The organism is Aureimonas sp. CAS, assembly GCF_059838215.1.
In genome coordinates, this window is sequence record NZ_CM187563.1 from 156,503 (window position 1) to 180,546 (window position 24,044).

Genomic DNA, 24,044 nt, shown 5'->3' on the forward strand with positions numbered 1-24,044 from the left:
CGACAACCAAGGCGCAGAGGGGCAGAGCATGACCATTCATGAATTCGCATGGGCGCGCACGATCCGCCGGTCCGGGCGCGGCATGGCCGTGGCGGCGGCGCTTCTGGCGTCGACGGCGCCCGGCGCGCTGGCGCAGGAGGGCGGCACCGTGACCGCCGTGATGCATTCGGGCCTGCGCGTGCTGGACCCGATCATCACCACCGCGCACATCTCGCGAAACCACGGCTACATGATCTACGACGTTCTGATCGCCCAGAACGACCGGTTCGAGCCGCAGCCGCAGATGGCCGAGTTCGAGGTCTCCGAGGACGGTCTCGTCTACACCTTCACGCTGCGCGAGGGCCTCGTCTTCCATGACGGCGCCCCGGTGACGGCGGAGGACGCGGTCGCCTCGCTCCAGCGCTGGGGCCAGCGCGATTCCGGCGGCCAGCTGATCTTCGACGTCACCGCGAGCCTGGAGGCGAGCGACGATCGCACGATCACCTGGACGCTGTCGGAGCCCTTCGCCCCGCTGCTCGACATCGTCTCCAAGCAGTCGGCGGTGCCGCCCTTCATCATGCCCGCGCGCGTGGCCGCGACCTCGCCGGACGAGGCCATCACCGAATATGTCGGCTCGGGGCCCTTCACCTTCGTGGAGGAGGAGTTCCAGCCGGGCGTTTCCGTCACCTACGAGAAGTTCGAGGACTACGTCCCGCGCGAAGAGCCGGCCGACTGGATGGCCGGCGGCAAGGTGGTGAACGTCGATCGCGTGGTCTGGCAGACCATGCCGGACGTGCAGACCGCCATCAACGCGCTGATCTCGGGCGAGATCGACTATCTGGAGCAGGTCCAGTTCGACCTTCTGCCGATCCTCGAAGCGAGTCCCGACGTCGTGGTCGAGGTGCGCGATCCGCTCGGCTACCAGACGATGGCGCGGCCGAACTTCCTGCATCCGCCCTTCGACGACAAGAAGATCCGGCAGGCCGCTCTCATGGCGATCGGCCAGGAATCGGTGCTGGCCGCGCTCGTCGGCAATCCCGAATACTATCTGGAATGCGGCGCGATCTTCGGCTGCGGCACGCCGCTGGCGACCGACGCGGGGTCCGAGACTCTTCTGAACGGCGGCGACCCGGACGGCGCCCGCGCGCTTCTGGAGGAGGCGGGCTATGACGGCACGCCCATCGTCCTGATGCAGCCGACCGACGTCGTGACGCTCGCCGCGCAGCCGGTGGTCGTGGCCCAGCAGCTGCGCGCCGCCGGCTTCACGGTCGATCTCCAGCCGATGGACTGGCAGACGCTGGTGACGCGCCGCGCCAGCCAGGCCGCCCCGGCGGATGGCGGCTGGAACATGTTCATCACCAACTGGGTCATCCCGGAAATTTCGACGCCGCTCGTCAACGCCATGGTCAACGGACGCGGGCAGGACGCCTGGTTCGGCTGGCCGACCGACGAGGCGCTGGAGACGCTGCGGGCCGAGTTCATCGCGGCCGACAGTTCGGAGGCGCAGGTCGAAATCGCCGGCCGGATCCAGGCCCACGTGCTCGACGAGGTGCTCTACGTGCCGCTCGGCGAATACACCTCGGTGCAGGCGCGCAGCCCGAAGATCGAGAACATGCTCCGCTCGCCGACGCCCGTCTTCTGGGGGCTGACCAAGACCGAGTAGCAAGGCCTCGCCCCGCACCGAACGGGGCCGGCGGCGCCGGCCCCACCCCCCGCCCATCCAGGATTCCCACCGCCCATGCTCGGATACATCCTGCGGCGCGTCCTTGCGGTCATACCCGTGATGGCGATCGTCGCGGTCTTCGTCTTCCTGCTTCTGCGGCTGACCCCCGGCGACCCGGCCGCGATCATCGCGGGCGACGCCGCGACGCCCGCGCAGCTGGAACGCATCCGCGAGACGCTCGGCCTCGCCGATCCCATCCACGTCCAGTTCGTCACCTGGATGGGCCAGCTTCTCCAGGGCGATCTCGGAACCTCGATCATCTCCAACCAGCCGGTGACGCGCCTGATCGGCCAGCGCATCTGGCCGACGCTCCAGATCGGCACGCTGACGATCATCCTCTCGGTGCTGATCGCAGTGCCGCTCGGCGTCCTCGCCGCGTGGCGCCACCGCTCCTTTGCCGACACCGCCGTCATGGCCTTCTCGGTCCTCGGCTTCTCGATCCCGGTCTTCGTGATCGGCTATCTCTTCATCAAGCTCTTCGCGATCGACCTGCGCTGGCTGCCGGTGCAGGGCTACACGCCGCCCTCGCAGGACCTGCAGGCCTTCCTGGCGCGCGCCGTCCTGCCCTGCCTGACGCTCGCCACGATCTACGTCGCGCTGATCGCGCGCATGACGCGCGCCTCCATGCTGGAGGTGCTGGGCGAGGACTATGTGCGCACCGCGCGCGCCAAGGGCGTGGGCGAGCGGCTCGTCCTCTTCCGTCACGCGCTGCGCAATGCGGCGGTGCCGATCCTGACCATCGTCGGCACCGGCTTCGCCCTCCTGATCTCGGGCGTCGTGGTGACGGAAAGCGTCTTCAACATTCCCGGCATCGGGCGCCTCACCGTCGACGCGATCCTGGCGCGCGACTACCCGGTGATCCAGGCGATGATCCTTCTGACCAGCGCGCTCTACGTCTTCGTCAATCTCCTGATCGACATCTCCTACACGATCTTCGACCCGAGGATCCGCTACTGATGGCCGGCGAACCTAAGCCCGCCGCCGGTCTTCAGCCCGTTCTCGGCCTGCTCGCCCTGCCGCGCGCCTTCCGTCTCGGCTGGGGGCCGACGCTGGCGGCGGCCGTTCTCCTCCTCATCGTGCTCGCGGTCGTGACCGCGCAGCTCTACGTGCCCTTCGATCCGATGGCGATCGACTCGCTCAACCGCCTGAAGCCCCCGAGCGAGACCAACTGGCTCGGCACCGACGCCTTCGGCCGCGACCTGTTCTCGCGCATCATGATCGGCGGGCAGGTCTCGCTCTTCATCGGCGTCGGCGCGGCGCTCGTGGCGGTGATCGTCGGCCTCGTCATCGGCCTCGTCTCGGGCTTCTTCCGCCTCGCCGACGCGATCATCATGCGCCTCATGGACAGCCTGATGGCGATCCCGTCCGTGCTCCTCGCCATCGCACTGGTCGCCCTGAACGGGCCGAGCCTCTGGTCGGTCATCGCCGCGATCACCATCCCGGAAATCCCGCGCGTGGTGCGCCTCGTGCGCTCGGTCGTCCTGTCGGCGCGCGAGGAGCCCTATGTGGAGGCCGCGATCGCGCTCGGCACCTCCATGCCGAAGATCCTCCTCCGCCATCTGATGCCCAACACGCTGGCGCCGCTGATCGTCCAGGGCACCTACATCTGCGCCTCGGCGATCCTGACGGAGGCGATCCTGTCCTTCCTCGGCGCGGGCGTCTCCACTGAGATTCCGACTTGGGGCAACATCATGGCCGAGGGCCGGCTCTACTTCCTCATCAAGCCCGAGCTCATCTTCTGGCCGGGCCTGCTCCTGTCGCTCTGCATCCTGACGATCAATCTCCTCGGCGACACGGCGCGCGACGCGCTCGATCCGCGCCTCCAGAAGCGGAGGAGCTGAGCCGATGCAGTTTCGAAACCGCGACATGACGAACCGTCCCGAAGTGCTGCGCATCGCGGGACTGTCGGCGAAGGCGAGCGGGTCGGGATCGTCGATCCTCTCCTCGATCGACGTCTCGATCCGCGAGGGAGAGACGGTCTGTCTCGTCGGCGAGAGCGGGTCCGGCAAGTCCGTCACCTCGCTCGCGATCATGGGCCTTCTGCCGAAGGGGTCGATCGAAGTGACGGGCGGGGAGATCCTGCTCGAAGGCCAGAACCTCCTGCGGCTCGACGCCAAGGCCATGCGGCGGCTGCGCGCCAGCCGCATCTCCATGATCTTCCAGGAGCCGATGACGGCGCTGAACCCGGTGATGCGGGTCGGCGACCAGATCGCCGAGGTTCTGGACAGCCATGTGCGGCTGCCGGCCAAGGAGAAGCGGCGCCGCGTCGTGGAGATCATGGAGCAGGTGCACCTGCCCGATGTGGAGCGCATCTACCGCTCCTACCCGCACCAGCTTTCGGGCGGCCAGCGCCAGCGCATCATGATCGCGATGGCGCTGATCCTGGAGCCCAAGCTCCTGATCGCCGACGAGCCGACGACCGCGCTCGACGTGACGACGCAGAACCAGGTCCTGTCGCTGATCGTCGAGCTGCAGGAGAAGCACGGCACGGCCGTTCTCTTCATCACCCACGACATGGGGGTGGTCGCAGAGATCGCCGACACGGTCCATGTCATGCGGCGCGGCGAGATCGTCGAGCGCGGGCCGGTGGAGACGCTTCTGCGCGCACCGCAGGCGGACTATACGCGCCAGCTTCTCTCCTCCGTGCCGAGCCTCGTGCCGCGCCCCGAGCGTCCGGCGGGCGGGACGGCGCCCGTCCTCCGGGTCGAGGGGCTGACGAAGGTCTACGACATCCGCGGCTTCCTCGGCGGCGGCGTCTCCACGCGGGCGGCCGACGACGTGAACCTTTCGATCGCGCCGGGCCGCACGCTGGGCATCGTCGGCGAGAGCGGCTCCGGCAAATCGACGGTGGCGCGCTGCGTCATGCGGCTGATCGACCCGAGCGAGGGGGCGATCCGCGTCGGGGGAACCGACATCGCCACGCTCGGCCGGGGCGAGCTGCGGCCGCACCGCCAGCGCATCCAGATCGTCTTCCAGGACCCGTTCCGCTCGCTCAACCCGCGCTGGACGGTCGGCGAAAGCCTGATCGAGGGGCCGTTGAACTACGGCGAGGACCGGACGTCCGCGCTCGCCCGCGCGGCCGAGCTGATGGATCTGGTCGGCCTGCCCGCCGACAGTCTCGGCCGTTATCCGCACCAGTTCTCCGGCGGCCAGCGCCAGCGCATCGCCATCGCCCGCGCCGTCGCCATGCGCCCGGACGTCCTCGTCGCCGACGAGGCGGTCTCCGCGCTCGACGTGTCGGTCCAGGCGCAGGTGCTGCGGCTTCTCGACGAGCTGCAGGAAAAGCTCGGCGTCGCCATCCTCTTCATCACGCACGACCTGCGCGTCGCGGCGCAGATCTGCGACGAGGTGATGGTGATGCAGAAGGGCAAGGTCGTCGAGCACGACACCGCCGCCCGCATCCTCGCGGCGCCCTCCCATCCCTATACGCGCGCCCTCATCGAAGCGGCGCCGGGGCGCGGCTGGGACTTCGCCAACTTCCGCGAACTCGCACCGTCTTCCGCTCATCGTCCCGAACCCGCCAAAGCAAGGCTGACATGACCGATCTCGTCGCATTCACGGCCACCGAACTCCTCGACGGATATGCCGCCGGCCGCTTCTCGCCCGTGGATGCGACCGAGGCGGTGATCGGCCAGATCGAGCGTCGCGAGAGCGAGCTCGGCGCGCTCTATCTGTTCGACGCGCAGAAGGCGCGCGCGGCCGCAAGGGCCTCCGAGGCCCGGTGGCGTGCGGGCGAGCCGTTGCGCCTGGAGAACGGCACCACGATCGACGGCGTCCCCATCACCATCAAGGAGAACATCGCGACGAAGGGCGACCCGCTGCCGGTCGGCACGGTGGCGAGCGACCACACGCCCCAGGCGGCCGACGCTCCGGCCGCTGCGCGGGTGCGCGAGGCGGGCGCGGTGATCCTCGCCAAGACGACCATGCCGGACTACGGCATGCTCTCCTCCGGCCTGTCGAGCTTCCACCAGCTCGCCCGCAACCCCTGGAACCTCGCCATGAATCCCGGCGGCTCGTCGGCCGGCGCGGGGGCGGCGGGGGCCGCGGGCTACGGCCCGCTGCATCTGGGCACCGACATCGGCGGCTCGGTGCGTCTGCCCGGCTCGTGGTGCGGTCTCGTGGGGCTGAAACCCTCCTTCGGCCGCGTGCCGGTGTCGCCGCCCTTCATGGCGCGGGCCGTCGGTCCGATGACGCGCACCGTCGCGGATGCGGGCCTTCTGATGAACGTCATCGCGCAGCCCGATGCGCGCGATCACATGAGCCTGCCGCCGACGAGCCAGGATTTCCGCGTCGATCCGCTCGACCTTCAGGGCGTGCGCATCGGGCTTCTGCTCGACGCCGGATGCGGGCTCGCCACCGATCCGCAGGTCCGGCGCGTCGTCGAGGAGGCCGCGCGTCGCCTCGAGGAGGCAGGGGGCACGATCGAGCCGATCTCACCCTGGATGGACGAGGACCTCTTGAACGGCGTCGACCGGTTCTGGCGGGCCCGCGCGGCGGTCGACTTCGCGCCCCTGTCGGACGAGATCCGCGCCAGAATCCTGCCGGCGGTTCGCGAATGGGGCGAGGCCGGCGCCGATCTGTCCGGCGCGGAGGTCTATCGCGCCTATGCCGCGACGCTGGACATCCGCGCGCGCACGCTCGCCGCGACGCAGGGCTTCGACTTCGTCCTCTCTCCGGTCTCGCCGAATGCCAGCTTTCCGGCCGAATGGCCGCATCCGGCGAACGACGTCGCGCAGGCCTTGGCCCATATCGGCTTCACGCTGCCCTTCTCGATCGGGGAGCAGCCGGCCGTGAGCGTCCCCTTCGGGCAGGACGATGCCGGCGTCCCCGTCGGAATCCAGATGTCCGGCCGCCGCTTCGACGATGCCGGCGTCCTGTCCCTTGCCGCCGCGATCGAGACGATCCGGCCCGAACAACCGCCGTTCCCCTTCTGAACGGCGCGTCGCAGACATCGAGAATTGGGAGGAGTTCCCCCGTGCCCACGCTGCCCCGCATCGACGCCTTCGCCGACGAACTGACGGCGATCCGCCGCGACCTCCACGCCCATCCCGAGATCGGCTTCGAGGAGGTTCGCACCGCCGGGATCGTGGCGCAGGCGCTGCGCTCCTACGGCATCGAAGTCCACGAGGGCATCGGCAGGACCGGCGTCGTCGGCGTGCTCGACGGCAAGGCGCCGGGCCGCACGATCGGCCTTCGCGCCGACATGGACGCGCTGCCGATGGACGAGGAGACCAATCTGCCCTGGCGCTCGCAGACACCGGGCGTCTTCCACGGTTGCGGCCATGACGGCCACACGACGATGCTGCTCGGGGCGGCCCGCTATCTGGCCGAGACGCGCGACTTCGCCGGGCGCGCCGTCTTCGTGTTCCAGCCGGCCGAAGAGGGGCTGGGCGGCGCGCGCGCGATGATCGCCGACGGTCTCTTCGAGCGTTTCCCGTGTGACGAAATCTACGGGCTGCACAACAATCCGCTCGCCGGGCCGAACGAGATCGGCGTGAAGCCGGGCCCGGCGATGGCGGGCGCCACCTTCTTCGACATCGTCGTAAGAGGCGTCGGCAGCCACGGGGCGATGCCGCACCATTCGCGCGACCCGATCGTGGCGGTCACCTCGCTCGTCCAGTCGCTGCAGTCCATCGTCTCTCGCAACGTGCCGGCGATCCAGCCGGCGGTCCTGTCGGTGACGAAGATCCACTCGGGCTCGGCCTACAACGTCGTGCCCGACCGCGCGACCATCGGCGGGACGATCCGCTATTTCGACGACGAGGTGAAGGAGCTGATCCTGCGCCGAGTGCGCGAGGCCTGCGAGGGCTGCGCGACGCTCTTCGGCGTCGAGATCGAGGCCGATCTGCGCGACACCTTCACCGTCCTCATGAACGACGCGTCCCTGACGGACGCCTATCTCGATGCCGCGCGCGACATCGTGGACGAAGCGAACGTCTCGACCAAGAACGACCTCGTGATGGGCTCGGAGGACTTCGCGGACATGCTGAAGGTCGTGCCCGGCGCCTATTGCACCATCGGGCATGGCGGAGACGTGCCGGTCCACAATCCCGGCTTCGTGCTCGACGACGCCATCCTGCCGGTCGGCGCCAGCCTGATGGCGCGGATCGTCGAGAAGCGCCTGCCGCTCTGAGAGGACCGACCATGACCTTCGACGTCAACGCGCTGCCCTTCGATCCGGACGAGATGCTGCGGGGCCTGAAGCCCTGGATCGAGTGCGAGAGCCCGACCTTCGACGCGGCCGCGGTCGACCGCATGATGGATCTGGCGGCCTACGACCTGGCCGAGGCGGGCGCCGAGATCGAGCGCATTCCCGGCCGGATGGGGTTCGGCGGCTCGGTGCGGGCGCGCTTTCCCCATCGCGACTTCGGCAAGCCGGGCATCCTGATCTCCGGGCATCTCGACACGGTGCACCCGCTCGGCACGCTCGCCAAACTGCCCTTCCGACGCGAGGGCAACAAGGCCTTCGGCCCCGGCATCCAGGACATGAAGGGCGGCAACTACGCGGCGGTGGAGGCGATCCGCCAGCTCGCGCGCGCCGGGATCGAGACGAGGCTTCCGGTCACGGTGCTCTTCACGCCGGACGAGGAGGTCGGAACGCCGGCCACGCGCGGGCTGATCGAGGCCGAGGCGAAGAAGAACGCCTATGTCCTCGTGCCCGAGCCCGCCCGCCCGGACGGCGGGTCGGTGACGGGCCGCTATGCCATCGCGCGCTTCAACCTCAAGACCGAAGGGCGGCCGAGCCATGCCGGGTGGGCGCTGAAGGACGGCCGCTCGGCCATCGCGCTGATGGCGCGCAAGATCCTCGAGATCGAGGCGATGACGACCGAGGACTGCACCTTCTCGGTCGGCGTCGTCCATGCGGGCCAGTGGGTCAACTGCGTCTCCTCGGTCTGCCATGCCGAAGTCCTGTCCATGGCCAAGCGGCAGGAGGACCTCGATCGCGGAGTGGAGGCGATGCTGGCGCTCTCGGGCAGCTGGAACGAGGTCGCTTTCGAGGTGACGCGCGGCGTGACGCGGCCGGTCTGGGAGCCGGACGGCGGGACGATGGCGCTCTACGAGCTCGGACGGCGGATCGCCTCCGAAATCGGCTTCGACCTGTCGCATGCGAGCGCGGGCGGCGGCTCGGATGGCAACTTCACCGGCGCTCTCGGCATTCCGACGCTCGATTCCATCGGCGTGCGCGGGGCCGGTCTCCATACCTTGAACGAGCATATCGAGGTCGACAGCCTTGCCGAACGCGGACGGCTGATGGCCGGGCTGCTCGCCCGCCTCTGAGCCATTGCTCGATCCCGTGGATCGGACGCGCGGGGGCTGGACCTTGCCCCCCGCCCGCGCGATATGCGCGCCGCCCGGCCACAGGAGCGGATCAGTGGACACGATCGAGACGGAACGCCTGCGCCTGCGGAACTTTCGCGCTGGCGACGCCGAAGGCCTGTTCGCCTATCTGCGCGAGCCCGGAGCCCGCTGCTTCCTGTCGCTGCGGCTGGACGATCTTGCCGCCGCCGAGGCCGAAGCGGCCCGCCGCGCTTCCGACGACGGGCAGATCGCCGTGGCGCTCCGGGACGACGACCGCCTGATCGGCGATCTCTTCGCCCATTTCGAGGCGCCCGACACCTACTCGGTCGGGTGGAACTTCAACGCCGGGTTCGCCGGTGCGGGATACGCGCGGGAGGCGGCGCGCGCCCTCTTCGCGCATCTGTTCGGCGAGAGGCGCGCGCGGCGGCTCTACGCCTATGTCGAGACCGACAACGCGCCCTCGCGCCGGCTCTGCGAGAAGCTCGGGATGCGCGTGGAGGGCACGTTCGTCGAGTTCGTCACCTTCACCGACGCCCCGGACGGCACGCCCCTCTACGAGGACACGATGCAGTACGCGATCCTCAAGAAGGAATGGGCGCGCTGAGGTCCGCCTCCCGGTGAAGGCCGAGAAACTGGCGCAGCTCCGGGGTCTTCGGATGCGCGAAGACCTCCTGCGGCGGGCCGATCTCGTGGACGCGGCCCTGATGCATGAAGACGACGCGGTGGCAGACGTCGCGCGCGAACTTCATCTCGTGCGTCACCATGACGAGGGTCATGCCCTCGGCGGCCAGCTCGCGGACCACCTGAAGCACCTCCGCGACCAGCTCGGGATCGAGCGCCGAGGTGATCTCGTCGCACAGAAGCGCGATCGGCTGCATGGCGAGGGCGCGGGCGATCGCCACGCGCTGCTGCTGGCCGCCCGAGAGTTGGTCCGGATAGGCGTCGAACTTGCCGGCCAGCCCGACGCGCTCCAGCTGCCGCCGCGCCATGGCCTCCGCTTCGGCCTTCGGCGTCTTCTTCACCACGGTCTGCGACAGCATGACGTTGCACCCGGCCGTCAGGTGCGGGAACAGATTGAACTGCTGGAAGATCATCCCGACCTTCAGCCGCAGCGCCTTCAGATGCGTCTCGTCCGGCAGGAGATGGGCGCCCGCGACGACGATCGACCCGTCGTCGATCGTCTCCAGTCCGTTGATGCAGCGCAGAAGCGTGGACTTGCCGGACCCGCTCTTGCCGATGATCGCCACGACCTCTCCGGGCGCGATGTCGAGGTTGATCCCTTTCAGGACCTCGTTGTCGCCGAAGCGCTTGCGAACCTCAGTGACCGCGATGAGCGACATTCAGCTTCCTTTCCAGGATCTGGCTCGACTTCGAAAGCGGCCAGCAGAGGGCGAAGTAGATGAGGGCGACGAGGCCGTAGACGGTGAAGGGCTGGTAGGTGGCGTTGGTGACGACCGTTCCGGCGCGCGTCAGCTCCACGAAGCCGATGATGGAGGTCAGCGCCGTGCCCTTGATGACCTGCACGGAGAAGCCGACCGTCGGCGGGATGGCGATGCGCAGGGCCTGCGGCAGGATGACGTGGCGCATCTGCTGGACGCGGCCCATGCCGAGGGAGGCGGAGGCCTCCCACTGGCCCTTCTGGATCGCCTCCACGCAGCCGCGCCAGATTTCGGCGAGGAAGGCCGCGCTCCACAGGATGAGCGCCAGCCCCGCCGCCAGCCAGGCCGGCAGGTTCACGCCCAGGAGCGACAGCCCGAAGAAGGCGAGGAAGAGCTGCATCAGGAGCGGCGTGCCCTGGAACAGCTCGATATAGCCCTTGGCGAGAAGGCGGGTGCCGCGCCGTCTGGAGATGCGGGCGAAGAGGACGACGAGCCCGACGACCGCGCCGCCGACGAAGGCCGCGAGCGACAGGGCCACGGTCCAGCGCGTCGCCAGGAGGAGGTTGCGGAGGATGTCCCAGAGCGTGAACTCGACCATCAGCGCGCCTCCGCCCGGCGCCCGACGATCGCCTCGCCGACCAGCGCCATCGCCTTGCGGATGAGGATGGCCAGCGCGAGATAGACGATCGTCGAGGCGATGTAGGTCTCGAAGGCCCGGAAGTTGCGCGACTGGATGTAGCTCGCGGCATAGGTCAGATCCTCGGCCCCGATCTGCGAGACCACGGCCGAGCCGAGCATGACGATCACGACCTGCGAGGAGAGCGCCGGCCAGATCCGGCCGAGCGAAGGCACCAGCACGACGTGGCGGAAGGTCTCGAACCGCGTCATGGCGAGACTCGCGCCGGCCTCGAACTGGCCGCGCGGCGTCGCCTGGATGCCGGCCCGCACGATCTCGCAACCATAGGCGCCCAGATTGACGATCATGGCGAGATTGGCCGCCTGCAGCTCCGACATCTGCACGCCCAGAGAGGGCAGGCCGAAGAAGATGAAGAAGAGCTGGATGAGGAAGGGCGTGTTGCGGATCAGCTCGACATAGGCGCTCACGAGCGGCCGCAGCCAGCGGGGCCCGAGCGTGCGCGCCCAGGCGCAGGCGATGCCGAGCGCGATGCCGAACACCGCGCCGACGAGGATGAGCTGGAGGGTGACCGCGACGCCGCCGAGGATGAGCGGCCAGTACTCGGCGACCCAGCCGAATTGGAATTGATAGCCCAAGCGGAGGCCTCGTGTGCGAGCGAGGGGGAAGGGAGCCCCGCCGGTCTCTGCGGCGGGGCGAAGGGCCTTAGAGGTCGGCGGGAAGGTCCGCGCCGAGCCAGCGCTGCGAGATCTCGTTCAGCGTGCCGTCGCCTTTGGCCTGCGCGATGATGGCGTTGACCCGCTCCAGAAGCGCCGGCTCGTTCTGGGCAAGGCCGACATAGCAGGGCGAGTTCTTGATCAGGAACTTCGGCTCGGGCCGGCGCGGCGGGTTGCGCTCCAGGATCGTGGCGGCGACGACGTTGCCGGTCGCGATCGATTCCACCTGCCCGGACAGGAAGGCCGAGATCGTCCCGTTGTTGTCCTCGTAGCGCCGGATCTGGGCATCGGACGGCGCGAGGTCGGTCAGCGCCAGATCCTCGACCGAGCCGCGCGTGACGCCGACGGTGCGGCCCGACAGATCCTCGGCGGCGGCGATCTCCACGTCCTGCGGCGCGAAGACGCCGTTGTAGAAGGGCGCGTAGGCGTCGGAGAAGGCGATCAGCGCCTCGCGCTCGGGATTCTTGCCGAGCGAGGAGATGATGAGATCGACGCGCCCCGTCTGCAGATAGGGGACGCGGTTGGCCGAGGTCACCGGGACGAGCTCGACCTCGACGCCCAGACCCTCGGCGATGAGATTCGCCATGTCGATGTCGTAGCCCTGGGGCGTCATGTCGACGCCGACGGAGCCGAAGGGCGGGAAGTCCTGCGGCACGGCCACGCGCAGCGTGCCGCGCGTCGTGATGTCGTCGAGCGCGTCGGCGCTGGCCGGAACGGCGTGAAGGCCGATGGCGAGGCCGACGATGGCGGCCATGGAGGCGAGGAGGAAGCGGCGGTGGATCATGGATGCCCTTTCAGAGCGAGGCGGGACCTTGAGGGGAAGCGGCCGCCGTCCCGTTCGGCGGTGCTGTGAGCGGTGGCAGGGGAAAGCCCAGCGATCGCCGCAGATCGGCGAGCGGGTCCTGACGCATGTCGAGGCGGAGCCCGGCTTCGACCTCGTCGAGATGCGCGGTGGCGAGACGGGCCGCCTCCTCGTGGTCTCCCGCCACCAGCGCCTCGAAGATCCGTCTGTGGCCCGCATGGGACTCGGCCGCGTGCTCCTGCGACTGGTAGAGCGTCGAGATCAGGATGGTGCGCGCCGTCAGGTCCCGCGTGATGGCGGTGACGACGCCGTTGCCGGCGAGTTCGGCGAGGCGGATGTGGAAGTCGCCCATGAGGCAGATGAGGAGCGGGCGATCGCCCGCCGCCAATGCCTCGGTCTCCTGGCGCAGATGGTCCCGCACGGCATTGAGGGCGCTCGGAGGCAGGGGGGCGGACAGCGTTCGGAGCAGGCCGGTCTCCAGAACCCGCCGCGCGTCGAACACCTCCCGCGCCTCGTCCGAGGACGGCTCCACCACGAACCAGCCCCGGCGCGGCCGCACCTCCACGATGCGTCGTGCCTCTAGACCCTTCATGGCCTCCCGCACGCCGGTGCGCGAGACGCCGAAGAGCGTCGCCAGCTCCGCCTCCCCGAGCCGCTGGCCGGGCCGGATGCGATGGGCGAAGACGCCGGCGAGGATCGCGGCTTCGATCGACTGGGACGGCTTGGAGGCGGACAAGGCTTGCATACAAGAGTGCCAAGCAAGTTCCATGCCAAGCGCGCCGATGCCGAAGGAGCGGGCCGCCGACATGGCCGGTCGCGCCCCCGTCGCGCTTCGAATGGGCAATCTGCCCCGTCGCGGGTCGCCGAGGCGCACAATGCCGCGCCATCTGCTGGTCCGTCGCCGTGCGATCGCGTAGACCTGAACCCACATCGAGGTTCGAGACGATGGCGCGCGTTCCGACGGAGCTGACGGTGGGGGAGGTGGCCCGGCGCTCCGGCGTCGCGGTCTCCACGCTGCATTTCTACGAGACCAAGGGCCTGATCGCGGGCTGGCGCACGGCCGGAAACCAGCGGCGCTATCCCCGCGCGGTGCTGCGCCGCGTCGCCATCATCCGCATCGCGCAGCGGGCCGGCATCCCCCTCGCCACCATCCGCGAGGCGCTGGCGGACCTGCCGCACGACCACGTCCCGAACGCCGCCGACTGGAAGCGCTTCTCGCAGACCTGGCGCGAGATGCTGGACGCGCGCATCGTCGCCCTCTCCCAGCTTCGCGACCAGATCAACTCCTGCATCGGCTGCGGGTGCCTGTCGCTGGAGGACTGCCCCTTGCGCAATCCCGACGATGCGCTCGGCCAAAGCGGCCCGGGCCCGCGCCGGCTCACGGGCGAGCGATAGGCCGGCTCCGAAAGTCGCTTGACCTCAACCATGCTCGAGGTTCTAGACCCCTTGTCGGCATCGTTCAGACAAGGAGCCGACCATGTCATCCTCCGCAGGACATTCCAGCCTCGATCTGGAGCCGGACGCCGCCCCCGGATGGGGCGATCTCTTCAGCGGCCGCAACGGCATCTTCGCGGCCGCCTTGGCCGGCGGCGTCGCCCTCCACGCGGTCAACACCTACATCGCGACCACGGTCATGCCGTCGGTGGTGCGCGAGATCGGCGGCCTCGACTTCTACGCCTGGGCGACGACGCTCTTCGTCACCGGCTCGATCATCGGCGCGGCGCTCACCGCACGGCTTCTCGCCCGCTTCGGCCCGCGCGGCGCCTATCTGACGGCGGCGGCCCTGTTCTTCGCCGGAACGCTTCTCTGCTCGGTCGCCCCGTCCATGCCGGTCATGCTCGCCGGACGCTCGGTGCAGGGGCTCGGCGGCGGCTTCCTCTACGCGCTGTCCTACGCGCTGACGCGCCTCGTCCTGCCGGAGCGCCTATGGGGCCGCACGATCGGCCTCGTCTCCGCCATGTACGGCATCGCCGCGCTGGCCGGGCCGGCGGTCGGCGGTATCTTCGCCGAACTCGGCTCCTGGCGGGCCGCCTTCTGGTCGCTCCTGCCCTTCGCGGCGCTTCTGGCGCTCGTCGCGGTCCGGATGCTGCCGCGCGCGAGCGACGATGCGGGCCGTGGGACGGCCATCCCCTTCGTCCAGCTGACTCTCCTCGTCGCCTCGGTCCTCACCGTCTCGGCGGCGGGCCTGTCGCAGACCGTCGGCTGGCAGCTGGCCGGGCTCGGCGCCGGCCTCGGCCTCGTCGCGCTCATCGCCGTGGTCGACGCGAAGGCCTCCGCGCGCCTGCTGCCGCGCCGCGCCTTCAATCCGGCGACCGCTCTCGGCGCCGTCTACGCGCTGATCGCGCTCCTGATGCTCGCCATGCAGCCCGAGATTTTCGTGCCCTACCTCCTGCAGGTCTTGCACGCGCAGTCGCCGCTCTGGGCCGGCTATTTCGCCGCGCTGATGGCGATCGGCTGGTCGCTCGCCTCGCTCATCAGCGGGCGGTGGCAGGAGGCTCACGGAAACCGGCTGCTTCCGGCCGGCACGGCCCTGACGCTTTGCGGCCTCGGCCTCCTCACCGCCTTCCTGCCGCATCCGAGCGGCGGCGAATGGGCGCAGCTCTCGGCCATCTGCCTCGGCATCCTGCTCGTCGGCTTCGGGATCGGCCTCGCCTGGCCGAGCGTGGTGACGCGCGTCTATGCCAGCGCGCCGGCGGGCGAGGAGGATCTGGCGACCGGCGGCATGACGACGGTGCAGCTTTTCGCCATCGCCTTCGGCACGGCGCTGGCGGGGATGCTGGCGAACATGGCCGGCATCGCCGATCCCGGCGGCGCGGAAGGGGCTTCGCGGGCAGCGCTCCTGCTCGGTCTGGCCTTCGCCCTCGCACCGGCTCTCGGCCTTCTCGTCGCGCTGCGCGTCGTGCGTCTCACCGGCGGCCGGCGGTAGAGCGCCGTGCGTCCGAACGGACGCACAAAGGTCGCTCTAACTGCTTGAATCTACGCATCGAGCTTTCCGAAGATCGATTCCGATCTTCGGGCCGATGCGGTAGCCAGGGCGCCCCGACGCCGCGCGTCAGCGACGTCGGGGCGCGCGGCAAGGCTTCTCGTCGCTCGCGGTCAGAGGACCGAGATCATCCCGCCGTCGACATAGATGACCTGACCGTTGACGTAGTTCGACGCGGGAGCGGCCAGGAAGACGGCGGCTCCCGCCAGTTCGTCCGGCCGGCCCCAGCGGCGGGCCGGCGTCCGGCCCTTCACCCAGCCATCGAACGCGGGATCGGAGATCAGCGCCTCGTTCATGTCGGTCAGCATGTAGCCAGGGCCGATCGCGTTCGCCTGGATGCCGTGCTCGCCCCACTCGGCGGCCATCGCCTTCGTCAGCATCTTGATGCCGCCCTTGGCGACCGTATAGGGCGCGACCGTGGCGCGGGCGAGCTCGCTCGTCAGCGACGCGATGTTGACGATCTTGCCGCCCCTCCCGCGGGCCATCATGCGCCGGGCGGCCTCGCGCCCGACGACGAAGGCGCTCGTCAGATTGGTGTCGATCACGCGCTGCCAGTCCGCCGTCGCGAGCTCGACCATCGGCTTGCGGAACTGGATGCCGGCATTGTTCACGAGGATGTCGATCTCGACGCCCTCGGCGTCGAACCGCTGGAAGGCCGCGACGATCTCGGCCTCGTCGGTCACGTCGAAGGCCGCGGCCAGCACGTCGCGCCCCTTGTCGCGCAGGGCTTCGGCCGTCGCTTCCAGCCGTTTTGCGTCGACGCCGTTCAGGATCAGGCGCGCGCCCGCATCGGCCAGTCCCTCGGCCATGGCGAGCCCCAGCCCGCGAGAGGAACCGGTGACGAGCGCCGTGCGGCCCGAAAGGTCGAAGAGAGGGTTCACGCCAGAGCTCCGGTCGGGATCGTGGCGGCGGTTCTCGCCGTCACGCGGGTTTGGGACGCCGCCGGTTCTCCCGGACCGCGATGACGCAGCCCGAGGCGACGATGATCGCCGCTCCGATCAGCATGGTCGCGCTCGGCAGGTCGGCGAAGAACAGCCATCCGAGGACGATCCCCCAGGGCAGCAAGGTGTATTGCAGCGGGGCGACCGTCGCCGCGTCCGCCAGCTTCACGGCCCGGTTCACGCAGATATGGGCGACCATGGCGACGACCCCGAGCGCGCCGAGCAGGATGACGTCCACCGCGCTCGGATCGACCCAGGTGGCGGGCGCCAGCACGATGCCCGCCGCCAGCGCGCCGAGGATCTGGAACAGGACCAGCACCGTGTCCGGCGTGCCTCTCAGCGTGCGACCGGTGACGACCATCAGCGCGAATGCGAGGCTTCCCACGAGCGAGACGGCGATCGCGAAGGGCTCGATCTCGCCGGACGGCGTGAGCGCGATCAGGACGCCGACGAAGCCGAGGGCGATCGCGGTCCAGCGCACCCGTCCCACCGTCTCGCCGAGCAGGAAGGGCGAGAGCGCCGCGACGTAGATGGGGCCGGCGAGCCAGTAGGTCATGACGTCCGCGAGCGGCAGATAGATCACCGCCCAGTAGAAGCAGAAGACCTCGACGGTGGAGAAGAGGACGCGCGCGAGCTGAAGCAGCGGCCGCTCGGCCGACAGGATCGGCCGCAGGCCGAGCTTCCAGAGGAACGGAGCCAGGATCGCCAGCGCGACGGCCGAGCGCAGGAGCAGGACCTGACCCACCGAATAGGTCGCCACCAGCCATTTGCCGAGCGCGTCGTTCGTTGCGAAGAGGAACATGCCGAGCAGCATGATCAGCATGCCGATCCGGGCCGGGGTCATGGCGCGGCCCTGATGGCGCAGGCTTGTCGCGCTCATCTCAGAGCTCTCCGTCGGCGTTCGACCGCCGGTGGACCGCGTCCGCCCGCCGGAACGTCTCGGGTAGGAGTTCGACGCCGAGGCCCGCCGTCTCGGGAAGGCTGATGTTTCCCCGCTCCACGGTCGGCAGGGCATCGACCACCTCCCTGTACCAGCCGGTGTAGAGCGCCCGGACCGATTCCTGGATCAGCGCGTTGCGGGCGTGCAGGGAGAAGTGGCACGAGGCCATGAAGACCACCGGCCCGGTGCAGTCGTGCGGGGCGACGGGAATCTGGTGCGCCTCGGCTAGCGCGGCGATCTTGCGCGCTTCGGAAAGCCCGCCGCACCAGGAGAGGTCGAGCATGGCGACGCCCGCGACGCCCGTCGCCAGATAGTCCCGGAAGGCATGCGGATAGGCGAGGGTCTCGGAGGCGCAGATCATCGCGTCGCTGTGGGCGGCGTAGGCCTTCAGCGTGTCGAGACTGTCCATGCGCACGGCGTCCTCGTGCCAATAGGTGTCGTAGGGCTTGAGGGCGCGCGCGATCCGCTGGGCGGCCGGAAGGCGCCAGAGCGAATGGAACTCGACCATGATGTCCATCCGGTCGCCCACCGCCCGGCGGATCTTCTCGAAGGGCTCCAGCGCGGCGTTCAGTTCGGCCGCGGAGATGTCGAGGCCGTGGGTCCGCTCGGCCGCGATGTCGAAGGGCCAGATCTTCATCCCGGTGATCCCCTCTTCCAGAAGGGAGTGGGCGAGATCGTCGGCGTTGTTCAGGAAGGCGTGGAGGTCTTCGTAGGGTCCGGCCGGCTCCAGCCCGAGGCCCCAGTTCTCGACCGACTGCGCCCGCGAATCGCGGATGTAGCCGTATCCGGCGCAGGTGTTGTAGGTGCGGATCGTCTCCCGCGACCGGCCCCCCAGGGCGACGCTCACCGGAACGCCCAGCGCCTTGCCGAAGATGTCCCACAGCGCGATGTCCACGGCGGAGTTGCCGCGGGTCTCGACGCCCGCCCCGCGCCAGCCGAGATACCCGATCAGGTCGCGGTTGATGGCCTCGATCTGCATCGGATCGCGGCCGACGAGCTTGGGCGCGACGGTCTCGTGGATGTAGGCTTCGACCGCCGCGGCGCCGAGGAACGTCTCGCCGAGGCCCGTCAGCCCCTCGTCGGTCCGGATCAGCACCCACAGGACATTGGCGAACTGGCCGAGCCGAAGGGTCTCGACGCCGGTGATCTTCATGGCGATGTCCGGAAAGGCGTTGGACGGCGGGAGCGGGCCGGGACCTTTCGGCGCCGGCCCGCTTTGCTCCTGAAGCTTACTGCCCGCGGATGGTCCGCAGCTCGGCGTTCACCCGCTCGATCACGTCCGCGCCGATGGAGTTCGCGCTGCGCTCGTAGACGCCCGCGACCGCCTCGCGGATCTCCGCCATCGCCTCCTCGGAGATGTCGTTGACCTCGAGGCCCGCGTCCTTGATGCGCTGCAGGGACTCCTCGGAGAGCGACCGGCTGGCCTCCCGCTGGACGGTCTGCCCGGCCGCCGTGCAGTCGAACAGGATCTGCTGCTCCTCCTCCGAATAGGTGTCGAAGATCGGCTTGGAGAACAGCACCATGAACGGCGTGTAGGCGTGGCGGGTGTTGGAGACGTAGTCCTGCACCTCGTAGAAGCGCGAGGTGTCGATCGTGACGTAGGGGTTCTCCTGCGCATCGATCGCACCGGTCTCGAGCGCGGTGAAAACCTCGCCGAAGGCCATCGGCGTCGCGTTGGTGCCGAGCGTCTGGAAGGTGTCGAGGAAGATGTTGTTCTGCATGACGCGCACGCGCATGCCGCTGAAGTCCTCTAGCGATTCCACCGGCCGCACGGAGTTCGACAGATTGCGGAAGCCGTTCTCCCAGAAGGAGAGATTGACCAGATTGTGCTGGGGCATCATGTCGGCCATATACTGGCCGAACTCGCCGTCGAGCAGCGCGTCCGCCTCCTGCTCGTTGGAGATCAGGAAGGGCAGGTCGAAGACGCCCAGCGCCGGCTCGATGGCCACGAGCGGCGAGGTGGAGGAGATGACCATCTCCAGGGTCCCGGAGCGCAGCGACTGGGCCGACTGGAGATCGTCACCCAGCGCCGAGCTCCAGAAGGCGTTGATCGTCCAGGCGCCGCCGGTGCGCTCGTCGATGCATTCCTTCATGGCGTCGACGCCCTTGCCGACGGGGTGATCCTCCGCGATGCCGTTGGCGATGCGGATGGTGCGGGTCGAGACCTCCGCGCTGGCGGGCAGGGCGACGCCGAGGGCCAGGGCGGCGGCGATCGAGGCTGTGATGACGGTTTTCATGGGCAAGCTCCTCCAAGTTCTTTTGCGTTTGTCGAATCGAAGCGTCAGCGCAGCCAGCCGAGGGGCGTCAGCACGATCTGCGGGAAGGCCACCAGCAGGGCGAGCACGACGAGCTGGGACAGGATGAAGGGCACGACGCCGGCCGCGACCTTTCCGAAGGGCACGCGCGACACCCCGCTCACCACGTTCAGGACGACGCCGACGGGCGGCGTGATGAGCGAGATGCAGGTCGTCATCACGAAGATGATGCCGAAATAGACCGGATCGATGCCCGCGGTGCGGATCATCGGCATCAGGACGGGCGCGAAGATCAGGATGGTGGGCGCGAGGTCCAGAACCATGCCGACGATGAGCAGCATGACCACGATGCCGAGCATCAGCACCTGCGGCCGGTCGATCAGCGGCTCGACGAGGCGGATCAGCTCGTTCGGGATGTTCGCCGAGGTGATGAGCCAGGAGGTGACCAGCGCCGCCGCCACGAGGAACATGACGACCGAGGTGGTCTTCGCGGCGTTGACGAAGACGCGGTAGAGGCTCGCAAAGGTCAGCTCGCGATAGATGACGCCGCCGACGAAGAGCGCGTAGACCGCCGCCACGACCGCCGCCTCGGTCGGGGTGAAGATGCCGAAACGGATGCCGGCGAGGATGATGACCGGCATGAAGAGCGCCCAGATGGCCGAACCGGCGGCCTTCAGGCGGTCGGCGCCCGAGCGCCGGGGCAGCGGTGTCACGTTCTCCTTGCGCGCGACGAAGCCCCACATGGCCGCGAGCGCGGCGCCCATCATCAGGCCCGGCACGATGCCGCCGAGGAACAGGCCCGTGATGGAGACGTTCGCGGCCACGCCGAAGATGATGTAGGCGAGGGACGGCGGCAGGACCGGCGCGACGATGCCGCCCGCGCTCATCAGGCCCGCGGCGCGCGGCACGTTGTAGCCCGCATCGCGCATCATCGGGATGAGAATGGCCGCCAGGGCGGCCGAGTCGGCGGCGGCCGAGCCGGACATGGAGGCCATGATGATCGCCGCCATCACGGCGACGTAGCCGAGCCCGCCCTTGATGTGGCCGCAGCAGGTGACCGCGAAGTCGACGATGCGGCGCGACAGGCCGCCTGCGTTCATCAGCTCGCCCGCCAGAAGGAAGAAGGGAATCGCCAGAAGCGTGAAGGTGTTGGCGCCCGTGATCATCTGCTGCGCGATGATCTGGGTGTTGAAGATGCCCATGTAGCTCATGAGCACGATGCCGGTCGTCAGAAGCGCGAAGGCGACGGGCACGCCGATGGAGAGCGAGGCGAAGAGCGCGGCGAGGAAGACGACGATGGTCACGATGCGCGCTCTTCGGTCTGCGTGTCGTCGTACTCGCCGACGAAGCGGGCGATCTCGCTTTCAGGCACGCGCCCGGTGAGGATCGCGGCGACGCGTGCCAGGGCGATCAGGCCGATGCCGGCGCTCGTGAAGTAGCCGATGCCGTAGACCCAGATCATCGACATGTTGACCACGGCGGCGGTCATCGTCGCGTTGATCGGATGCTGCACCCAGGTCCCGTGGAAGAAGACGGCCGAGCAGCCGAAGATGATCAGGTTGGATATCAGCATGCAGGCCAGACGGCCGCGTCGGCCGAACCGGCGGACGAGCGTCTCGACGCCGATATGGCCGTGTTCGCGGAAGGCGAGCACGGCGCCGACGAAGGTCAGCCACACGAAGAAGTAGCGGGACATCTCCTCGGAGAAGGTCAGGCCGCTATTGAAGCCGTAGCGAAGGACGACGTTCAACGCCACCATCACGACCATGCCGAGGAGCAGGGCGGCGAGGACCATTTCGATCGCCCTGACGACGACGTCGACGGCCTTGGTCATGACCGGACGACCCGCGCCCGGAACCGCGAATGCGCTGAGCGCATGATGAAAATCTCCTCCCGAGCGCGCTCAAGCGCTCCCGGACCTCCTGCCGTCTCGCTCGCGACGCATCGCGGAACTGGCGGCTCTCCCGAGATCATGCTTATTTGGTAACGTAAAACATTGTCAACGACCTGCATCGTTCGACGGCTGGGCAAAGGGGGGGCATGTCGAGGAGAGCCAAGGCCTTGCGGGCCGCGACGCTGAAGGACGTCGCCTCCGCCGCCGATGTTAGCGCTATCACCGTGTCGCGGGCGTTGCGCACGCCGGACATGGTCTCGGACGCCGTGCGCACGCGCGTCGCCGAGGCCGTCGAACGGCTGGGCTACACGCCGAACGAGGCGGCCCGGACGCTCGTCTCGGCGCGGAGCTCGACGATCGGCGTCCTCATCCCCTCCGTGTCGAACCTCGTCTTCATCGACGTCCTGCGCGGCATCTACGACGCGGCGGAGGGCACGCCCTACCAGGTGCAGCTCGGCAATTCGCGCTATCAGGACGCCAAGGAGGAGGAGCTCCTCAAGCTGTTCGCCGCGCAGCGCCCGGCCGGACTGGTCGTCGCCGGGCTCGACCAGTCCCCGCGGGCGCGGGAGATCCTGTCCGGGCTCGGCTGCCCGGTGGTGCAGATCATGGATGTCGGCCCCGATCCGATCGACATGGTCGTCGGCTTCGACCATCGCAAGGCGGCGCAGACGGCGACGCGGCATCTGATCGAGCAGGGCTACCGGCGCGTCGGCTTCATCGGCGGGCGCATGGACCCGCGAAGCCAGCGGCGGCTTCAGGGCTATGTCGATGCGGTCGTGGAAGCCGATCTCTACGACGAGGCCCTGATCCTCACCTCGCCCCAGCCGACCTCCGTGTTGCACGGCAGCCGCATGTTCTCCGACTTCCTGGCCATGGCGCCCGAGGCGGACGCGGTGTTCTGCAACAATGACGACATGGCGCTGGGCGCGCTCTTCGAGTGCCAGCGGCGGCGCATCCGCGTTCCCGACCAGTTCGGGATCATGGGCTACAACGACATCGAATATGTGAGCGCCAGCGCTCCCTCGATCTCGTCCGTGAGGACGCCGCGATACGAGATGGGGCGCGGCGCGATCGAGATGATCGTGGCCGCCGCGCGGGGCGAGCGGCCCGAGCGGGCGGTCGTCGATCTCGGCTTCGATCTCATCCGACGCCAGAGCACCGACCGGCTCGCCGGGCGCCTTCGCGAAGCGGGCTGAGCGCCGAAGCGCAGCGACGACAGCCCGGGCCGCGTCAGCCCGCCCGCAGGAGACCGCGCCTTGCGAGATTGGCCATCAGGGCGCCGATGCCGAAGGTCCATTCCGCGCATTGGTCGCTGTACCGGACCTCGTTGACGAGGCGGCCGAGGCGGGGCGAGGAGATGGTGACCCTGTCTCCGATCTCGTGGGTGAAACCCAGGCCCGGGCCGCGCCTGTCCTTCGTCGGCGCGAACATCGTGCCCAGGAACAGGAGCGCTCCGTCCGGATATTGATGGTTTCGGTTGAGGAGCTGCGAGACGAGATCCTCCGGCGTTCGGCTGATCGCGCGCATGGGGCTGACGGCATCCAGTTCGAAGCCGTCCTCGCCCTCGACGCGCAGGGCGATCTCCGCGCCCTTCACGTCGTCGAGGGAGAAGCCGGCGTCGAACAGGCGGATGAAGGGGCCGAGAGCGCAGGACGCGTTGTTGTCCTTTGCCTTGGACAGGAGGAGCGCCGAGCGGCCCTCGAAGTCGCGCAGATTGACGTCGTTGCCGAGGGTGGCGCCGACGATGACCCCCCGCGAGGTGACGGCGAGGACGATCTCCGGCTCGGGATTGTTCCATTCCGACTTGGGATGAATGCCGATCGGCGAACCGCAGCCGACGGCCGAAAGCGGCTGAGCCTTGGTGAAGATCTCGGCATCGGGCCCGATGCCGACCTCCAGATATTGCGACCAGAGCCCGAGCTCCTGAAGCAGCGCCTTCACTTCGGCCGCCTTGTCCGACCCGGCCGCGACCCCTCGCAGACTGTCGCCGAGGACCGGCGCGAGGCGGGCGCGGACCTCTTCCGCACGGCCCGCATCGCCCCGCGCATGCTCTTCGACGACACGCTCGAGCATGCTGTCTGCGAAGGTGACGCCCGCCGCCTTCACCGCCTGCAGGTCGGCCGGAGCCAGGAGTTCGCCCGCCGCGCCGGAGAGGTGGTCGTCGAGCGATCCGAGGTCGGGAAGGCCGTCCGACAGCGCCCGCAGGTCGCCGAGATCCGGGCGTTCCAGAAGCGCCGACAGCGTCGGCGCGAGCGAAGAGAGATCGGTCAGGCGGCCTTCGCGAACGAGGACGGGGCAGGGGCCGCCCGCCGCCTTCGACCAGACCCGGCCGACGAGAAGCGCCTCGTTTCCGTCCTCCGGCAGGATGCGCTCGGCGCTCAGCCCATGTCGCTCCATCGTTCTCTCCCCCTCGAAGGTGACTTGTTGTCGGATGTCAGACAAGTTCGCCTCCCACATCGGCGGGGGGCTGTCCAGTCCGGTTCGCAACGTCGCGTTGCG

Annotated in this window: 23 protein-coding genes; 11 read left to right on the forward strand and 12 right to left on the reverse strand. The window is 69.0% G+C overall.

Annotated elements, in window-relative coordinates:
• The first annotated feature begins 28 nt into the window (after positions 1-28).
• From AC6R2M_RS00790 to AC6R2M_RS00825, 8 genes are all read left to right on the forward strand, one after another.
• Positions 29-1,642 carry an ABC transporter substrate-binding protein gene (locus AC6R2M_RS00790; protein ID WP_500484541.1) on the forward strand — a complete coding sequence of 538 codons (1,614 nt, stop codon included), beginning with the start codon at positions 29-31 and terminating at the stop codon, positions 1,640-1,642.
• Between the two features lie 75 nt (positions 1,643-1,717).
• Complete coding sequence (locus tag AC6R2M_RS00795) at positions 1,718-2,659, forward strand: ABC transporter permease (RefSeq protein ID WP_500484543.1); 942 nt, start codon at positions 1,718-1,720, stop codon at positions 2,657-2,659.
• Complete coding sequence (locus AC6R2M_RS00800) at positions 2,659-3,543, forward strand: ABC transporter permease (RefSeq protein ID WP_500484545.1); 885 nt, start codon at positions 2,659-2,661, stop codon at positions 3,541-3,543. The genes AC6R2M_RS00795 and AC6R2M_RS00800 overlap by 1 nt, the downstream gene beginning before the upstream one ends.
• 4 nt (positions 3,544-3,547) lie before the next feature.
• Positions 3,548-5,242: an ABC transporter ATP-binding protein gene (locus tag AC6R2M_RS00805; RefSeq protein ID WP_500484547.1), complete on the forward strand. Its 1,695-nt coding sequence runs from the start codon at positions 3,548-3,550 to the stop codon at positions 5,240-5,242.
• Complete coding sequence (locus tag AC6R2M_RS00810) at positions 5,239-6,636, forward strand: amidase (RefSeq protein WP_500484549.1); 1,398 nt, start codon at positions 5,239-5,241, stop codon at positions 6,634-6,636. The genes AC6R2M_RS00805 and AC6R2M_RS00810 overlap by 4 nt, the downstream gene beginning before the upstream one ends.
• A 41-nt stretch (positions 6,637-6,677) precedes the next feature.
• On the forward strand, positions 6,678-7,835 hold the full coding sequence (locus tag AC6R2M_RS00815; protein WP_500484551.1) for a M20 aminoacylase family protein: 1,158 nt from the start codon (positions 6,678-6,680) through the stop codon (positions 7,833-7,835).
• Positions 7,836-7,846: 11 nt separating this feature from the next.
• Positions 7,847-8,980, forward strand: coding sequence for a M20/M25/M40 family metallo-hydrolase (locus AC6R2M_RS00820; protein WP_500484553.1), 1,134 nt, complete (start codon positions 7,847-7,849; stop codon positions 8,978-8,980).
• 94 nt (positions 8,981-9,074) lie between these two features.
• Positions 9,075-9,605, forward strand: coding sequence for a GNAT family N-acetyltransferase (locus AC6R2M_RS00825; RefSeq protein WP_500484555.1), 531 nt, complete (start codon positions 9,075-9,077; stop codon positions 9,603-9,605).
• Here AC6R2M_RS00825 and AC6R2M_RS00830 read toward each other — a convergent pair.
• The 5 genes from AC6R2M_RS00830 to AC6R2M_RS00850 all read right to left on the reverse strand — a co-directional run bounded on the left by AC6R2M_RS00830 (position 9,583) and on the right by AC6R2M_RS00850 (position 13,277).
• Complete coding sequence (locus AC6R2M_RS00830) at positions 9,583-10,341, reverse strand: amino acid ABC transporter ATP-binding protein (RefSeq protein ID WP_500484557.1); 759 nt, start codon at positions 10,339-10,341, stop codon at positions 9,583-9,585. The genes AC6R2M_RS00825 and AC6R2M_RS00830 overlap by 23 nt on opposite strands.
• Positions 10,319-10,978 (reverse strand): amino acid ABC transporter permease, encoded by a 660-nt coding sequence (locus tag AC6R2M_RS00835; protein ID WP_500484559.1) that lies wholly within the window; start codon positions 10,976-10,978, stop codon positions 10,319-10,321. Before AC6R2M_RS00835 ends, AC6R2M_RS00830 begins: the two co-directional genes overlap by 23 nt.
• Positions 10,978-11,652, reverse strand: coding sequence for an amino acid ABC transporter permease (locus tag AC6R2M_RS00840; RefSeq protein ID WP_500484561.1), 675 nt, complete (start codon positions 11,650-11,652; stop codon positions 10,978-10,980). Before AC6R2M_RS00840 ends, AC6R2M_RS00835 begins: the two co-directional genes overlap by 1 nt.
• Positions 11,653-11,719: 67 nt before the next feature.
• Complete coding sequence (locus AC6R2M_RS00845) at positions 11,720-12,514, reverse strand: transporter substrate-binding domain-containing protein (RefSeq protein WP_500484563.1); 795 nt, start codon at positions 12,512-12,514, stop codon at positions 11,720-11,722.
• Between the two features lie 10 nt (positions 12,515-12,524).
• The gene (locus AC6R2M_RS00850) at positions 12,525-13,277 is read right to left on the reverse strand and encodes a GntR family transcriptional regulator (protein WP_500484565.1); all 753 of its coding nucleotides are present in this window, start codon (positions 13,275-13,277) and stop codon (positions 12,525-12,527) included.
• A 200-nt stretch (positions 13,278-13,477) separates the two neighbouring features.
• On the opposite strand from AC6R2M_RS00850, the gene soxR reads away from it, so the two are divergent.
• Positions 13,478-13,927, forward strand: a complete 450-nt coding sequence (soxR, locus tag AC6R2M_RS00855; protein ID WP_500484567.1) for a redox-sensitive transcriptional activator SoxR — start codon at positions 13,478-13,480, stop codon at positions 13,925-13,927.
• Between the two features lie 82 nt (positions 13,928-14,009).
• The gene (locus AC6R2M_RS00860; RefSeq protein ID WP_500484569.1) at positions 14,010-15,458 is read left to right on the forward strand and encodes an MFS transporter; all 1,449 of its coding nucleotides are present in this window, start codon (positions 14,010-14,012) and stop codon (positions 15,456-15,458) included.
• Between the two features lie 170 nt (positions 15,459-15,628).
• Here the strand turns inward: AC6R2M_RS00860 and AC6R2M_RS00865 are convergent, their stop codons facing one another.
• From AC6R2M_RS00865 to AC6R2M_RS00890, 6 genes are all read right to left on the reverse strand, one after another.
• The gene (locus AC6R2M_RS00865) at positions 15,629-16,396 is read right to left on the reverse strand and encodes an SDR family oxidoreductase (RefSeq protein ID WP_500484571.1); all 768 of its coding nucleotides are present in this window, start codon (positions 16,394-16,396) and stop codon (positions 15,629-15,631) included.
• Positions 16,397-16,436: 40 nt separating this feature from the next.
• Positions 16,437-17,336: a DMT family transporter gene (locus tag AC6R2M_RS00870; RefSeq protein WP_500484573.1), complete on the reverse strand. Its 900-nt coding sequence runs from the start codon at positions 17,334-17,336 to the stop codon at positions 16,437-16,439.
• Between the two features lies 1 nt (position 17,337).
• Positions 17,338-18,549: a mandelate racemase/muconate lactonizing enzyme family protein gene (locus AC6R2M_RS00875; protein ID WP_500484575.1), complete on the reverse strand. Its 1,212-nt coding sequence runs from the start codon at positions 18,547-18,549 to the stop codon at positions 17,338-17,340.
• Between the two features lie 76 nt (positions 18,550-18,625).
• Positions 18,626-19,633 carry a TRAP transporter substrate-binding protein gene (locus AC6R2M_RS00880; RefSeq protein ID WP_500484577.1) on the reverse strand — a complete coding sequence of 336 codons (1,008 nt, stop codon included), beginning with the start codon at positions 19,631-19,633 and terminating at the stop codon, positions 18,626-18,628.
• A gap of 44 nt (positions 19,634-19,677) precedes the next feature.
• Positions 19,678-20,955: a TRAP transporter large permease subunit gene (locus AC6R2M_RS00885; RefSeq protein WP_500484579.1), complete on the reverse strand. Its 1,278-nt coding sequence runs from the start codon at positions 20,953-20,955 to the stop codon at positions 19,678-19,680.
• Positions 20,952-21,485, reverse strand: coding sequence for a TRAP transporter small permease (locus AC6R2M_RS00890; RefSeq protein WP_500484581.1), 534 nt, complete (start codon positions 21,483-21,485; stop codon positions 20,952-20,954). Before AC6R2M_RS00890 ends, AC6R2M_RS00885 begins: the two co-directional genes overlap by 4 nt.
• A 206-nt stretch (positions 21,486-21,691) precedes the next feature.
• Between AC6R2M_RS00890 and gntR the strand changes: the two genes are divergently transcribed.
• Positions 21,692-22,741: an HTH-type transcriptional regulator GntR gene (gene gntR / locus AC6R2M_RS00895; protein WP_500484583.1), complete on the forward strand. Its 1,050-nt coding sequence runs from the start codon at positions 21,692-21,694 to the stop codon at positions 22,739-22,741.
• Between the two features lie 34 nt (positions 22,742-22,775).
• On the opposite strand, the gene AC6R2M_RS00900 is transcribed toward gntR, so the two are convergent.
• Positions 22,776-23,942 carry a fumarylacetoacetate hydrolase family protein gene (locus AC6R2M_RS00900; protein WP_500484585.1) on the reverse strand — a complete coding sequence of 389 codons (1,167 nt, stop codon included), beginning with the start codon at positions 23,940-23,942 and terminating at the stop codon, positions 22,776-22,778.
• Between the last annotated feature and the right edge of the window lie 102 nt (positions 23,943-24,044).